The 13,933-nt window shown below is 52.0% G+C and carries 10 protein-coding genes; 1 reads left to right on the forward strand and 9 read right to left on the reverse strand.

The window, feature by feature from the left end:
* Window positions 1-173: 173 nt before the first annotated feature.
* Window positions 174-1,004, reverse strand: a complete 831-nt coding sequence (locus Ga0123461_RS00880; RefSeq protein WP_198507145.1) for a flagellin — start codon at window positions 1,002-1,004, stop codon at window positions 174-176.
* Between the two features lie 362 nt (window positions 1,005-1,366).
* On the opposite strand from Ga0123461_RS00880, the gene Ga0123461_RS00885 reads away from it, so the two are divergent.
* Window positions 1,367-5,569: an O-linked N-acetylglucosamine transferase family protein gene (locus Ga0123461_RS00885; protein WP_100276624.1), complete on the forward strand. Its 4,203-nt coding sequence runs from the start codon at window positions 1,367-1,369 to the stop codon at window positions 5,567-5,569.
* A gap of 119 nt (window positions 5,570-5,688) precedes the next feature.
* On the opposite strand, the gene Ga0123461_RS12715 is transcribed toward Ga0123461_RS00885, so the two are convergent.
* The 8 genes from Ga0123461_RS12715 to Ga0123461_RS00925 are packed head-to-tail and all read right to left on the reverse strand — an operon-like array spanning window position 5,689 to window position 13,911.
* Window positions 5,689-6,240 (reverse strand): CatB-related O-acetyltransferase, encoded by a 552-nt coding sequence (locus Ga0123461_RS12715; protein ID WP_100276625.1) that lies wholly within the window; start codon window positions 6,238-6,240, stop codon window positions 5,689-5,691.
* Complete coding sequence (locus Ga0123461_RS00895) at window positions 6,237-7,061, reverse strand: cephalosporin hydroxylase family protein (protein WP_100276626.1); 825 nt, start codon at window positions 7,059-7,061, stop codon at window positions 6,237-6,239. Before Ga0123461_RS00895 ends, Ga0123461_RS12715 begins: the two co-directional genes overlap by 4 nt.
* Window positions 7,062-7,081: 20 nt before the next feature.
* Window positions 7,082-8,194: an FkbM family methyltransferase gene (locus Ga0123461_RS00900; RefSeq protein WP_100276627.1), complete on the reverse strand. Its 1,113-nt coding sequence runs from the start codon at window positions 8,192-8,194 to the stop codon at window positions 7,082-7,084.
* 10 nt (window positions 8,195-8,204) lie between these two features.
* Window positions 8,205-9,371 carry a class I SAM-dependent methyltransferase gene (locus tag Ga0123461_RS00905; RefSeq protein ID WP_100276628.1) on the reverse strand — a complete coding sequence of 389 codons (1,167 nt, stop codon included), beginning with the start codon at window positions 9,369-9,371 and terminating at the stop codon, window positions 8,205-8,207.
* The gene (locus tag Ga0123461_RS00910; RefSeq protein WP_100276629.1) at window positions 9,371-10,399 is read right to left on the reverse strand and encodes a radical SAM/SPASM domain-containing protein; all 1,029 of its coding nucleotides are present in this window, start codon (window positions 10,397-10,399) and stop codon (window positions 9,371-9,373) included. Before Ga0123461_RS00910 ends, Ga0123461_RS00905 begins: the two co-directional genes overlap by 1 nt.
* 4 nt (window positions 10,400-10,403) lie before the next feature.
* Window positions 10,404-11,552, reverse strand: coding sequence for an FkbM family methyltransferase (locus Ga0123461_RS00915; RefSeq protein WP_100276630.1), 1,149 nt, complete (start codon window positions 11,550-11,552; stop codon window positions 10,404-10,406).
* A gap of 2 nt (window positions 11,553-11,554) precedes the next feature.
* Complete coding sequence (locus Ga0123461_RS00920; protein ID WP_100276631.1) at window positions 11,555-12,838, reverse strand: glycosyltransferase family 4 protein; 1,284 nt, start codon at window positions 12,836-12,838, stop codon at window positions 11,555-11,557.
* Complete coding sequence (locus Ga0123461_RS00925; RefSeq protein ID WP_100276632.1) at window positions 12,835-13,911, reverse strand: radical SAM/SPASM domain-containing protein; 1,077 nt, start codon at window positions 13,909-13,911, stop codon at window positions 12,835-12,837. The genes Ga0123461_RS00920 and Ga0123461_RS00925 overlap by 4 nt, the downstream gene beginning before the upstream one ends.
* Between the last annotated feature and the right edge of the window lie 22 nt (window positions 13,912-13,933).

A 13,933-nucleotide genomic window follows, 5' to 3' on the forward strand; every position in this document is an offset into this window, starting at 1 on the left:
CAACTTTAATTTTTTTCAGATATTTCTGGCTGCTGAAGAGGCAGTCGTGATTGGGCTGTGGGCGGAAGAGGCTAACTACCCCGGTTGCGGCACAAAAAAAGCCGGCCAGAGGTTGTCCCCTGGCCGGCTTCTTTCTTTTTACTGCGGTTTAAGCTGTTCTATATCTGTTTCGATTAACGGAACAGTGAAAGAACGTTCTGCGAAGACTGGTTGGCCTGAGCCAGCATTGATGTGCCAGCCTGCACCAGTACCTGAGACTTCGTGAAGTCAGCCATCTCTTTCGCCATGTCGGCATCCTTGATGGTTGAGATCGAGGCACTTACCTGCTCCATCTGAGTCGCCAGATTAGCACTTACGTAGCTCAGCTGGTTCACAGCAGCACCGAATGCAGCACGGTCTGTGGTCAGGCCGTCCAGTGCAGTATTGAGGGTGTCAATAGCTGCAGCAGCGCCAGAGGCAGAAGCAAGGTCAATGGCAGTAATGCCCAAGCCAGTTGAAGCTGTAGTGAAGTCTGCACTGAAATCAACCGCCACCTGGTCATTAGCACTGTTTGCAGCGCCAACCTGGAAGGTGGTAGTGGAAGCTCCGCTACCGTCGAGCAGCTTGGTGCCGTTGTAGTTAACACCGTTGGCGATTTTGTCGATCTGACCAAGAAGGTTAGCAGCCTCGCCAGCCAGCTTGGTGCGCTCATTTGAACCGTTGTTCGCACTTGAAGCCTGAGTTGCCAGAACCTGCAAACGACGAACCATGTTCTCAATCTCATTTACACCAGATTCAGCAGTTTTCACCATGGCGGTTGCCTGAAGTGAATTCTGAGAAGCTGCTTCCAGCTTGCCTTTTTCGCCCTGAAGCTTAGCTGAAATCGCATAACCTGCTGCATCGTCTGATGCAGAGTTAATCCGGAAGCCCGAAGACAAGCGCTCCAGTGACTTGTTCATGTTTGACGAGTTGATGTTCATGTTCTTCAGGGCTGAGATTGAACCCATGTTGGTTTGTACGGACATTGCCATAATATTCTCTCCTTAGTGTTTCTTATATATTTTTCGTAACGACATCATGCCCTGTTACGTACGAGCCTTGGCTCTTCCGGGAAGGTTCTTTCTCCCGGCACAAATATCTATCGCCAGAGAAATTTTTAACTTTAATTTTTTATGGATTCCTGTGGCAACTTGTATCGTGATGCTTATTGATAGAGCTATGAGGACAGCCTGGTGTTTTAGTTGCACATTCAAATGGTAGCCACTGATCGGTAAGGGCACTCGGGCTTCAGTAGCCAATGCCACAAAGGGTGGCCCTTCTCTTGCTTTGTGTTTTCGCAACAGTGCCTAAGGGATTGGGCTGACTGCCACCTGTGGGAGATATACACATGACCAAAGCCAACTCATTGTCCGTGCTCAAGTTGACGAAAAAAATTCGCAAGTACATGGAGAGTGGTGACATCAACAAAGCAGAACTGGCCTGTGATAATGCACTCCCCAAAAACAAAGAAGACCCTGACTTTCTATTCCAAGTTGGATACGTGTACTATGTTCGCAAGCGTTATAGCGATGCTGCAGAGGCTCTCAGAAAAGTGCTACAAGTGCGGCCTCGGGATCCTAGTGCGCGCCTGACATTGTGGGGCGTCTATAGAGATGCAGAGGATTTCGATCAGATGCTAACACTTGCCCATGAGTTTGCCCGTGCTCCCCTGAGTGCCGATGAGCTGCTTCTGGCTTTCAGGAGCTATCTTGCTGTCTTAGATTGGAAGCGTGCGGAAAAAATACAAGCTCAGGTCATCGAGCTTCTTCATCATGGTAAAATGACCCCCACGCTAGCTTCAGCCGTGTTCATTGAATTATGCACTATCCCAAGTCTATCGTCAGAAATAGTATATAATATCCATAGGAACTGGGGAGACAACCTGGTTGGAAGCGTGCAGCCGTTCTACACCTCTAACACCCCTGCACCTTCAGTCAACGAACGCTTAAAAATTGCATACGTATCAGCTGATTTTAATGCACATCCTGTTGGCATGTTTATGCATCAGCTCATTCGCCTGCACGACAAAACAAAGTTTGAGGTCTATTGCTACGCCCATATAGAAAAAGAAGATTCAATGACTAGATATTTCCGTGAACATGCTGAGCATTTCATCGATATCACAGACCTAAACAATGGGCAATTGGCAAAGCATATTCATACTGACGGAGTCCATATTCTTATTGATCTAGGTGGGTTCACGAGCAACTCGAGGGTGGGTGCCCTGGCTTACAAACCGGCCCCGGTACAGATCTCCTATCTTGGTTATCCAAATACAACTGGCCTGCCGACAGTTGACTATCGTATTACAGACAGATTTGCAGAGTGTGATGAGGGAACCCGATATGTGGAAAAACTTCTCTACATGCCACAAAGCTTTCTCTGCTACAGCGCACAACTGGCTCCACCACCAGCCAATGGTGCCCCTGTTGAACGCAATGGTTTTATTACCTTCGGTTCTCTAAATCATTTAAGAAAGTTGACACCTCAGACCATTGAGGCTTGGAGTAGAATCATGAACCGTGTTCCCGGTTCAAAGTTCGTAATGAAAGCAAGAAGTGTCGAGTCCGGAGGTGCTATCATCCAGGACAATATCTTGCGTGAGTTCTCGAGCCATGGCATTGAAGCGGAACGCATTTTGTTCCTTCCATATGTGGATAGCCACAAGGAACACATGCTACAGTACAATGAGATCGACATTGTACTTGATACCTTCCCCTACAACGGCACGACTACGACCTGCGATTCCCTGATTATGGGCGCACCTGTTGTAACAATCGTCGGCAAAACACATGCACAGCGCGTTTCCTACTCTATTCTGAAAAACATCGGCTATGAGGAGACGATTACCGACAGTGTCGATGCCTATGTTGAAAAGGCCGTACAGTTAGCCGAGCAACCGGAAAATCTTTCCATGCTGAGGAAAGTTTTACCTGCCCTGTTCAAGCACTCCAGTCTTCATCAACCAGATCAGTTTACCCGGCAGATGGAAGACCTTTTTCTACAGGCATGGCAGGAGAAAATGGGGGAGGCGGCCTTTACGAAAGCGGTAGCAGCCACCATGAACGAAGATATTTCCATCATGGTGCCTCGGGACCTTAACGAGATAACAACGTATGTACTATCTGAGCAGGGTGATTGGTATGAAGATGAATTGCGCTTTTTGCGCCTGATCACCAGACCGGGTATGCGAGTGCTGGACTTAAGTCCGGAGTATGGCTGTTTCTGCTTAAGTCTGGCGAAACAGGTGGGAGAAACAGGCAAAGTACTGGCGCTGCAGAGCGACGCCAGCAAGCGTAAACTCCTGGAAGAGAGCGCCAGTCTAAATGAATTTGATTGGCTGCAAATCGAAAGTGACAACAACACGGCTGCTTTCTTGCAGGACGGCATCGATATCATTATTCATTTATCAGGAGAAGTTGATTCTATATCTGACAAGTTGGATATTCCGGCTGACAGCTCTCCGGTTGTGATGCTCCATTGCAGAGAGAAGGGAGGCATTAACACCACCCTTATCATGCATATGCAACAGCTGGGGTATATTCCCTATCGCCTGCTGCCAGAGTTGAACACTCTAATAGCTTTAACGGAGGATTTTTCACCTGCTTCGTGGCATCAACAGCTGTTTTTCTGCAAGCCGGAGAGAGCTGATGCGCTTGCCTCGAAAGGGTTCCTGATCCAACAGGAGCTGGAGTCAATTGAGTTGCCTGATAGCCCGTCATACTGGATCAACGCCATCGAACATCGCCCTTTTGCCGAAGAGCTGTTGCCTCACTGGATAGAGCAGGTTAAGGCGCAACAGGTTTCTAACGAGTGGGAGTTGGTGCAAGCTGCATTAAGCGCTTACGCCATGGCAAACCACAACGACACCACTCCAGAGCAACGCTATGCATTTCTTTCAGCATCTCTGAATATACTCTTGAATACGGAAGAGCTTCTATCCAACACAGCCAGATTATCCACCGTTGCACGTATTGCAGCTGAACTCGGAAACTATGATGCCGCCAGGCAGGCATCTGAGATGGTTGTAGAAGGGATAAAAACCCTTCAGGAGTTCACGACCAATGAGCCTTTTCTGCCAATATCGAAGAGGCACGACAATGAGGCTGCGCAAAACAAGCTTGCCGAGTGGATGCTCGCCCAAGCACTCGTGCAAGCAGAGTTGTTAATAAACCCAACATCGTTCTCTTCGAATCTCGAACACCTGATTCAGCTCAATACTGAGCTTTCCAATCTAGGGTGCCCGAACGAAGAGTTGAAATATAGAGAGAAACTTCTGGCCGCCAAGAACGCGGGTGAGTTCAAAAGCTTTGAGACTCTGAGAGCACCGAGATTTTCCATTATCATTCCGACTAGGGAGCGTCATGACACATTGCCATCAGCGATTGAAAGTGCTCTGAATCAACAGGGGTTCGATGATTACGAAGTCGTTGTCATGGATAACTTTAGTTCAGAAGAGACCTATAGCGTCGTTGCATCTTTCAATGACGATAGAATCAAATACTTCAGATCCACGAAAAGATTGCCTATGCATGACAACTGGGAGCTCGCATTAGGCTACAGCCAGGGTGAGTACATATTCTTCCTCGGCGACGATGATGCCATCATGCCCGATGCCCTTGCTATTGCAGATTCGCTTATCAGAAAGCATAAATGTGATCTTCTTGCATGGCAGAAGCCGACCTATTGGTGGTCCAACTCCATTGTCCCTTACCAGAGAGGCAAGCTTTACGCCTCACTCGGTGATAAAGCCGTTCACATAAGGAACTCGAGGGAGATGCTGAAGAAGTTCTGTGCCTCCGAAATTTCTTATGACGAGTTGCCAGGCGTCTACAACTCATTTGTGCACAGGGGTATAATCGATAAGATCAAGTCGATTCATGGCCGCTACTTTATGACTCTGGTTCCGGACGTGTCCTCATCGATTCTTAATGCATATTTTTCAAACCACTACCTCCACACCAGTAGAGGCCTGTCTCTATCAGGAAACTCGGGAAACAGTGGCGGGTGCGCTTATATGTATTCGCACTTGATGGATGAATCCCATAAGGAAAAACAAGCGCAATATGCGTCCGAATATGTCTTACAGATAGAATTTACGCGTGACGGTCACAAGCGAATCATTGATTACAACAACTATGAACATGAGGAGATCACAAAATCCGAAACTTTTGCGATGGCTTTGGCAAAGGAGTTTCTGGTGAATAAAGAGATCTTTTTTCCAGATGATAATGATCTAAAGGTACAGCCCAACAACATATTGTCTTCCATGGCCATGGGGATTAATACCAACCCTCATCGCTATGAACAAACCATCGAAGAGATGAAGGAGATGGCAAATCTGCACAATCTGCATATCGATTTTTCCAAGGTTCCGGAAAAAATCACTGACGATATCTCTCCGATACAGGGATATAATCCCAAATCAATGATGATAGCTATCAACTGCGCACAGGCAGGCATTGAAACCGCCGCACATGCAGCCAAAGCCGTACAAGGCATCTCGCCGGATTGGCGACACTGGCTTGCTCAGCAGATTAGCAAGTCGTGAGCAACTCTCCAGTCTAGCCTGCCCAAAGACTCAAACACCATTAGTACATGTCTGGGTAGTTGAAAGAACACCTTAGAAGCGGCATGGTGCTTGGATAAAGCCTGTTGCGGCCAACATGATTAGCCCTCTTTGGCTTCGGCGTAGCGGAGGAATTGCTCGATATCATTGTGCATGAGCATCGGAGCAGCGGCCCGGATATCTTCATCCCCCCAGTTCCACCATTGAACGGTGAGGAGTCGCTCTATCGTACGGCGGTCAAAACGATACTTGATTAACTGCTGGGGGTTACCAGCCACAATCGCATAGGGGGGCACATCCTTAGCAATTACCGCTCGGGCTCCCACAACTGCGCCATCGCCAATCGTAACTCCGGAGAGAATAAGCGCCCCGGTACCGATCCAGACATCATTACCGATAGCCACATCACCCTTGCTGCGAGGGTGGCCATGCATGGGAACATCCGGCCATAAGCTCCCCAAAGGTGATGTGGTTACCCAGTCTGGCCGGTGCTCACCTCCCAGCAGAATCTGTACATCGGTGGCAATCGAGGTGAAGTTGCCGACTTTCAGCGTCGCGCCATCTTCGCGCGCACGCACTTTGGCAAAGCTATAGCTACCCTTGCCGTAGAGATATTGCGGATAAAGCTCGCGTAAATCCTTTATGTTGTTCATCGCTCAAACTCTGAACTAGAACCGACGACAACCCGCTTTAGATAGCCATCTGGCGAACCTGTGACAGCAATTTTATGCTCGATCTGCGAGTCAATCTCAAGCCTCAGCGGTTTGCTATCGGCCCCTTTGACATCACCCTCGGCGAGTTCGGAAAGATAAGCCCGGATAGCAGACTTCGGACTATTTCCCTTGCCCCAGGGGCGCGCTGAAACCATCGATTCCGGCGCATCCTCAATGACCGTGTCGCCCACCATGCAGTAGCTGCCTTCGCTGACCAGCGGCGCATAAGCCCGAAGCTCAGCCAACACGTGATCGTGAGTATGGTTGCTATCGAGGAACAACATCACCCGCTTATAACCCTTGGCAAAGGCATGCACCCGCTCAACCATCTCCTCAGCAATGCTGGATCCCTCGAACATGGTGATATATTTACTCAACGGGTGGGCAAGGATGTTCGCCTTGTTGTGCTCACGGATATCGATATCGATGCCCAGCACCTGTGGCTTCTCAACCAGGTCGCACGACTCCAGCACCGCAAGCATTGAGGCCGAAAACATTAACGAACCTCCCCATGCGATACCGGTTTCGATGATGAGGTCTGGCTTGGCTTCCCAGATGATCTCCTGCATCGCCTGCACATCCTGCGGTATCTGGATCAGCGGCACTCCCATCCAGAAAAAGTTGTATACGTAGTCGGCCTTTCCTATGCCGATCTCATCAAAGAAATTGCGTGAAGCGTGTTGCAGCCCATCGCGTTCGGGGTAATTGGCAACACGCTCCCTCATCTCCTGCTTATACTGCTCCAATGGCGTTAAACTCATTTGCCTCTCCCGTAATGTGGTTACTTGGTATAACAATAGAGCACGAAATCGCCGAACAGTGGCGCGTGCTGGCGCAATTGGAAACGGTACTCCGGCACCATCGCATGCACCATTTCAGCAATCTCGAAAAGATCGCTCGGATAGTGGTAGGCGCAGAGCGCCATTTTCGGCTTGCAGCGCCTGATTGTCTGCTCCGCTCCTTTCAGTAGATCAACCTCCCAGCCTTCGACATCAGCCTTGATAAAGCTAACCGGTCGCCCATCAAGGTAAGCATCGAGTGAATAGACAGGCACGCTCTGCTGCTCGCCGCGCTCCACTTCAGCGGTAAGGCCATGTCGAAGCGGCGCATCGGCGGTAAATGTGCAGGCCATTGAGCCGTTTTCGGCAGCCAGCCCCGCCCGCTCGAGCGATACACTGGCAGGATCAAAGGCCCACTCATCGGCAAGGCGCTGCATCCGTTTCGTCATAGCCCGATACTGCCGATCACCCGGCTCAAAAGCATAGATGTGCCGGAATGTTCCAAGATTCTCCCAGATAAATCGCTCCACGCTGTCGCCAGCAAACGCGCCAGCATCGACGAAAATTTCGTCGAAATTACCGCTGAATTCGGGCAGGCCGAAATACATATCCTTCTCCATCACCCGCAGGCAGCTCTCAATGGAACCGGTGAGCATTGAGATCAGTAGGGCGTTGAATGTCTCTAGCGAGCGCGCATCCCAGCCCAAGAAACGACTCCGCACCGCACACAAGCGCTCGTAGTTGCGGATCACGAAATAGCCGTCGAAAGAGATATGGCAGGCATCGGGATTTTGCATGTCGATCAATGTTTCGACATCGCGAATCACATGGCGGGCCGCGATAAATATCGCCTGCTGCTCTTGCAGCGAACAGTCATCAGGCAGCCGAACTGGTATCCCGTGAATGTGTGTGCCGGCCTTGGCCGGATCGCGATCGATAAAGCAGGTGACATTGGCACCGGCCTCGATCAGAAAACGGGCTGCCCACTCCCCGAGAAAACCAGCCCCGTAGATCGCAACACCGGAGACAAAATGCGACTCCATCACTGCTGAGCGCGCCCGGAGCGCTTTAACCAGCGCCTCGACCTGCGCATCACTGTAGTTCGTTTCGCTCATCCCAATCCCCTTATTTCAATACCATGATCGACGTCTCCGGCCAACCCTGCCTCAGGGCCGCTTCCGTAATAGCCTCGCGGTGCAGGAAGGAGCTGACCACTAGCCGACCTTCAGGCTCTGCCGCTTCCGGCGCAAGGATCGGAATCCCCTGCCAGAGGCTGCGCTGCTTGCTGGGGCTCGCATCGCACAAACGGATACGCTGGCGATCCATCAAAGGTAACAGACTGTACATCACCGACGAGCAACCCCAAAACGTAATCGCTCCACCATCGCTGGCAAAGGCTTCGACATCGGCTGTCAGTGCAGTCATCTGCCGCCTTGCATCCAATGCATAATCGGCAACCGTATCGGCTTGCGGCTGCAATCCTGCCGATACAGCTGAAGTCCGGCCTTTACGGGCGACAACAATCAACGACGGATAATCGAACTCAGGCGTGGAGAGCTCGCTCTGAACCACCTGCGATACGCCGAAGCCGAAACGGGCAAGTGCAGCCTGAAATGCCTGAGGGGTAAAGTGATAGACATGCTCGCGAATCGCCAGCCAGAAAGCTGTACCCATCGGATATGCGGCATACCGCGTCGCATCGGGCACCTCGATCATCAGCGCTCCATCGTCATTCAGCACCCGCGCTGCCTCACCCAGCAGGCGATCGATATCGCGGATGTGTTCGACCACATGAAAGTAGCTTAAGCAACTGCGGCTACCATCGGTAAACGGCAGCGATACAGCACTACCCTCGTAGAATGCCGCGCCTCCATGCTCCGAATCATGCAGCGCCATACTTGTCACATCGACATCCACGCCCGTGCAGTCTCCCTGCCAGCCGTGCTGCTTCATCCAGATCATAAAGCCGCCGCGACCGCAGCCGACATCGGCAATCGCCGCGTCCTTCAGCCCCTCCCGCTCCAGCACCGACCGGTAGTGACGATACTTTGCAATATTGCTCTCCGAATGAATGTCGAAATGCTGGTTCTCGCTATAAAGGCACTCCTCGCGATAGAATCGTGCCAACTGCGTATCGTTGATATTGGCAATATGCAGCAGGCCGCAGTGCGGGCAGGCGGCAAACTCGGCGGTGTAGTTGAACACAGAATTGTCGAGACCGCTGAACGGCCACTTCAACAGCAGTTCCGCTTCTTTACCGCATGCGGGACAACTTATGCGTGACTGCGTCATCACTTTCCGCCCCGCTCAGCTTCGATGCGCTCCAGCAGCATCTCGGCGTAAGGATCAATATCGTCTACCTGTGCATATTTGATATGGCCGCATCCGCTGCAGATTGAATTCTCCATGCGTTTGCGCTGCAGATGCTGTTTTCTCAGCTCGTAAAAGGCTTCTGAATTCCATATCTCCTTCAACGACTCTGTGCCCAGGTCGCCGATTACCAGCCCCTGACTCCAGTCAGGGCAGCAGGCGCTCACCGTGCCGTCGGAATTGATCACCGCTGAATAGAAGATGTAGCTGCAGACATCCTTCACTTTCAACTGCTGACTGTACTGGCCGACTTCTTCGTTGAATTCGACACCGGCATGCTCCTCGACGTCGAAGTTTGGCCAGATCGGCGACAGGTCTTCGATAAAGATCCTGTCGCAATGATCACCGAAGGTATCGAAGAAGGTTTGCTTCTGATCCTCTTCGATACAGGAAGATGGAATCTTCACCGTCACCTCGCAATCGCCGCGGTGAGCATAAAGCCAACGCACCATTGCCACCAAGTGATCGAAATCGAAATCGACCAGCGCCGTCTTCTTGTACTGCTCGGCACTCATCCCCTCCAGTGAGATATTGATGCGATCCAGCCCTGCCGCCACCAGTTCACTCAGCAAGGTTTCGGAAAAGAGCGAGGCATTGGTCGCCAGATCTATGTAGTTCACCCGTCCGCTCGCCTTGGCCAGTGCGATCATCTCCGGCAGTTGCTTGTTCAGCAGTGGTTCGCCGATCTTGTTCATGCGCATCACGCGCAGTGGTTGCTCGAACTGGCCCAGATCATCGAGTAGTTTTCTGAATAGCTGCATATCCAGCACACCACGGCGATAGCCAGCACCGTTGATAATATCCTTATGGCCGGTCGGACAGAAACGGCACTGGAAGTTGCAGGCGCTTGAGGGGTCGACATAGAGCAGATACGGCGTAGCAAGCGGTATCACCGATTGAAGATCGGTTCGATTCTGCAAGTTCAGTTTGGACTCTACTTTTGCCTTCATCCCATCATTCCTTATGAAAACGTTCTTCCGGAAGCGCATATATCACTGCCCCGGTTCCGCACCAGGCATGCAACCTGAATAGCACCCTGTAACGCTCAAGGTTTTCAAAAAACCACATCGGCAACTTCCACAACCCGAGACGATTATGATAGGCCGTGGCCGCAATCAAAGGGCGATGCGTGGAAATCACCTGCAACGCTCCCTGCAGAGCAGCCAGTTCGCCACCCTCAAGATGAAGCTTGAGGTAGGTAACAGGGTCGGAACAGAGCGTATCGAGTGTTTTCACATCCATCATGTCGCCGCCACGCGGGTCAAGTTGAGAGGCATAACCAAGACCGGAAAAGAATTCCGCCCGCCCGGCAGTTGCACCTACAGCACAGTGCAGCACCGACATATCGGGGTACTGCGCAGCAACGGTAAGGCACGCGCCATGATTGTCTGCGTCAGCCTCGATCATGGTTACCTTTCGGTAGCGTCCTTTAACATGGCTAACAAACTGTTGCGTCACTTCGCCAAGATGCGCCCCTACATCAACCAGTCGTTCACTGCTGTGCATCAGCGCCAGAAGTTCGGGGATAAAATAGCGATCCTCCGTCGTTACCTCGGCGCCATTAAAATGCCACTCCTGCCGCAATGCATGCCAGGCGATAAACTGCAGATGATGCGCTCGCGAACGATCATCATGCCATAGCCCAAGCACCTTTCCGATGCTTGCGGCATCCCCATCGAGGGAGCCTGTAAACCAGCCGTTCCCCAACGGATGGCGATCCCTGTATGCCTCGATAATATCATAGACAGGGGTAATATCCGTCCACCCTTTCCGCTTTAATCCGGCAGCAATGGGCATATAGGCCGATGTCGCAATGCATATGGCCAGGATCGCTTCTTGTCGAACCTGTTTCGGCACATCGTCTATAGCCAGTAGTCTGACTCCCTGCCAGCAGGGGTCGCTGCGATGAGCGGCAGCATTTGCATCGACTACCATCGATACGGGCACCCCGATCCTGTCGAAATAGGCTTTGGCCATTTTTCCCAGATTGCCTGCGCCATACAGTACCAGTGGCCGATCGACTGCTCTGGGGGTGACGACCGGAGGTGTTCGGACTAGCTCATGCAACAGCGCTATAGCCTCTTCTCGATCAGGTAGCTGCACTGTTATCTCATCCTCTCAAGGCGATCACGCCACTTAAGCAGCAGCGCATCTTTAGGGAACGCGCCTGCAAAGTGGTACACGCTTCCCTTGCTCTGCTCATACATGGCATCACGCAGGTAATCCTGCGGCATATTCACACTGCCATCATCAGAGAAGCGGAGTGGCGCCCCCACAAAGGCGCGGAACCATTCTGACGGCCTCTCCCCGAAGACCTGAGCATAGTCGAATCTGCACTTTGCCAGCGCCATAACATCCGCGTATAGCAGTTCAAACTGCGCAATCATCCGCGCATAGGTAAACTGATTGCGTACAAAAGCGGCTGCCCTGCGCCCCATCTCGATACGCTGCTGTTCATGATCGCGCAGCCACTTGACCCTCGCTGCCAGCGATTCACTGTCGGTAACGACAAAGCCGGTAACGCCATCCTCTACAATCTCTCTCTCACAGCGGTTGCCCATCACGATTGGAACAACCTGCATTGCCATCGCCTCCAGCAATGCGATCTCAGCAGTACCATAATGGGTCGGATTGAGTAGGTAGACCAGAATATCCAGTTCGGCCAACTCCGCCATCACATTGGTCGTATAACCGGCGAAGTCGAGCATGCCGGGCCGTCCGACATCGGCGCACTGCCGCTCCAGCGATGCGCGGTTTGATTCGTCTCCAATCATGCGTACCGACAAGGTCGAATCGGCAATAGCGCTCAGCAGAGCAACATAATCCGGATGCAGTTTGCTGAAATTGAGACTGCCCACATAACCCGCACGCAAGCTTGATCGCTGATCTCGGTTGCGTAACGGCAACCGTTCCATACCACCTGCACTGGAGATTATTGCCAGGCGTTCACGTTGCACTGTATCCATGGTCTGTACATTGGCTGCCTGCAATGAACATGCAGAGGTAAATACAAAGCGATGGCAGGTAGCGAAGAGCGCATCCGGAAGCGCCGGAAAATGGAGGCCGGAGCTGTGACACCAGATCACCATCCGAAGTGGCGGTATTTCCAACTCGCAGATTGCGCGGATCAGGGACGGGTGATTCCAGAACTCCAGCTGTACGATATCTGCATCCGCGATCATGCACTGCAGTGCGGCATCATCCGGAGCGATGGTAACCTCGCAGCCCGCCTGCTCCAGCGAATCGATAAACTGGCGTTTCTCTGGCTGCTCCAGGCAGACGAGCCGATGCCTCCAATTGGGGCTGTCCCCGGCAGCAGTGAGCAAGCCGGACAGGGCGCGGCCGACGCCGCCTCCCAAGTGCGGCGTTATATGCAATACCTGCTTCATGAGGCGGCGTACTTAACCGCATTTACCGCACCTCCGGGCGGCTGCCCATCGATATTTTCAGCTGCAAATTGCAGTAACTTTGGCAGCAACTCAGCGCGATGGGCATCGATATTGTCAGGCAGGCAGTGTGTGAGCTGTCCGCATTGGCTGCATACGCCGTTTTCGCAACGTCGACCTTCCAAATGCTGTCTGCGCAGTGCGTTCAGCGCACCGGAGTTCCAGATCTCTTGCAGTGTCTGTTTGTTGGCATCGCCAATAAGCAACTTGCGCCCCCAGTCGAGGAAACAGGAGCTGACCAGGCCATCAGCATTGACCGACATCGAGTAGAAGATGTAGGGGCAGGTGTCGGTCGGCGTCACCGGTTGCTGATAGATGCCCTCTTTAATGGTCACGCCGGTGAAGGACTCAACGTCGAACTCAGGCCAGCAGGGGGCAAAGTTCTCGATAAATATACGATCGCAGTAGTCGCCGAAGAGGTCGTAGAACTCCAGCTTCTGCGCTTCAGAAATTAGCTCACCGGGAATCTTGATCGAGATTTCGCAATCTCCCTTGTTGGCGTAGAGCCACTGTACATTGCTCACAAAGGCATCGAAATCGAAATCAAAACCGGTAAAGCGCTTGTACTGCTCGTTGTTCATGCCATCTACTGAGATGTTGATCTTGTCGAGCCCAGCTTCCAGAACCGGCCCCAATCGCTCCGGCGTCATCAGCGAACCGTTGGTGGTGGTATCGATATATCCGATCTGACCGCTGGCCTTGGCATAAGCAATCATCTGCGCCAGATTCTTGTTCAGGAATGGCTCACCGTCTTTATACATGCGCAGCACCTTGATCGGCTGAGCGAATCCGGTCAGTTCGTCGATTACCTTGCGAAACAGGTCGAATTTCATCACACCCTGATAACGGCCCGTTGCATCGATCAAATCACGATGGCCGGTCGGGCAAAACGGACAATGGAAATTACAGGCGCTGGCCGGATCGACGAACAGCACGAACGGTGTTGCAAGCGGAATAACATCCTGCAGGGGGGTTCGGTCATCCAAATTGATGCGTGGCTTGATCGCCGCTTTCATATATGACTCCTTGGTAGCTCGG

It is taken from the genome of Mariprofundus aestuarium (genome assembly GCF_002795805.1).
Lineage (GTDB): Bacteria > Pseudomonadota > Zetaproteobacteria > Mariprofundales > Mariprofundaceae > Mariprofundus > Mariprofundus aestuarium.

Bases quoted from the DNA above. Each gene is read 5' to 3' on its own strand.
- Ga0123461_RS00910 (WP_100276629.1), bottom strand. From the start codon at position 10,399: ATGAAGGCAAAAGTAGAGTCCAAACTGAACTTGCAGAATCGAACCGAT.
- Ga0123461_RS00905 (WP_100276628.1), bottom strand. From the start codon at position 9,371: ATGACGCAGTCACGCATAAGTTGTCCCGCATGCGGTAAAGAAGCGGAA.
- Ga0123461_RS00880 (WP_198507145.1), bottom strand. From the start codon at position 1,004: ATGTCCGTACAAACCAACATGGGTTCAATCTCAGCCCTGAAGAACATG.
- Ga0123461_RS00925 (WP_100276632.1), bottom strand. From the start codon at position 13,911: ATGAAAGCGGCGATCAAGCCACGCATCAATTTGGATGACCGAACCCCC.
- Ga0123461_RS00920 (WP_100276631.1), bottom strand. From the start codon at position 12,838: ATGAAGCAGGTATTGCATATAACGCCGCACTTGGGAGGCGGCGTCGGC.
- Ga0123461_RS00885 (WP_100276624.1), top strand. From the start codon at position 1,367: ATGACCAAAGCCAACTCATTGTCCGTGCTCAAGTTGACGAAAAAAATT.
- Ga0123461_RS00895 (WP_100276626.1), bottom strand. From the start codon at position 7,061: ATGAGTTTAACGCCATTGGAGCAGTATAAGCAGGAGATGAGGGAGCGT.
- Ga0123461_RS12715 (WP_100276625.1), bottom strand. From the start codon at position 6,240: ATGAACAACATAAAGGATTTACGCGAGCTTTATCCGCAATATCTCTAC.
- Ga0123461_RS00900 (WP_100276627.1), bottom strand. From the start codon at position 8,194: ATGAGCGAAACGAACTACAGTGATGCGCAGGTCGAGGCGCTGGTTAAA.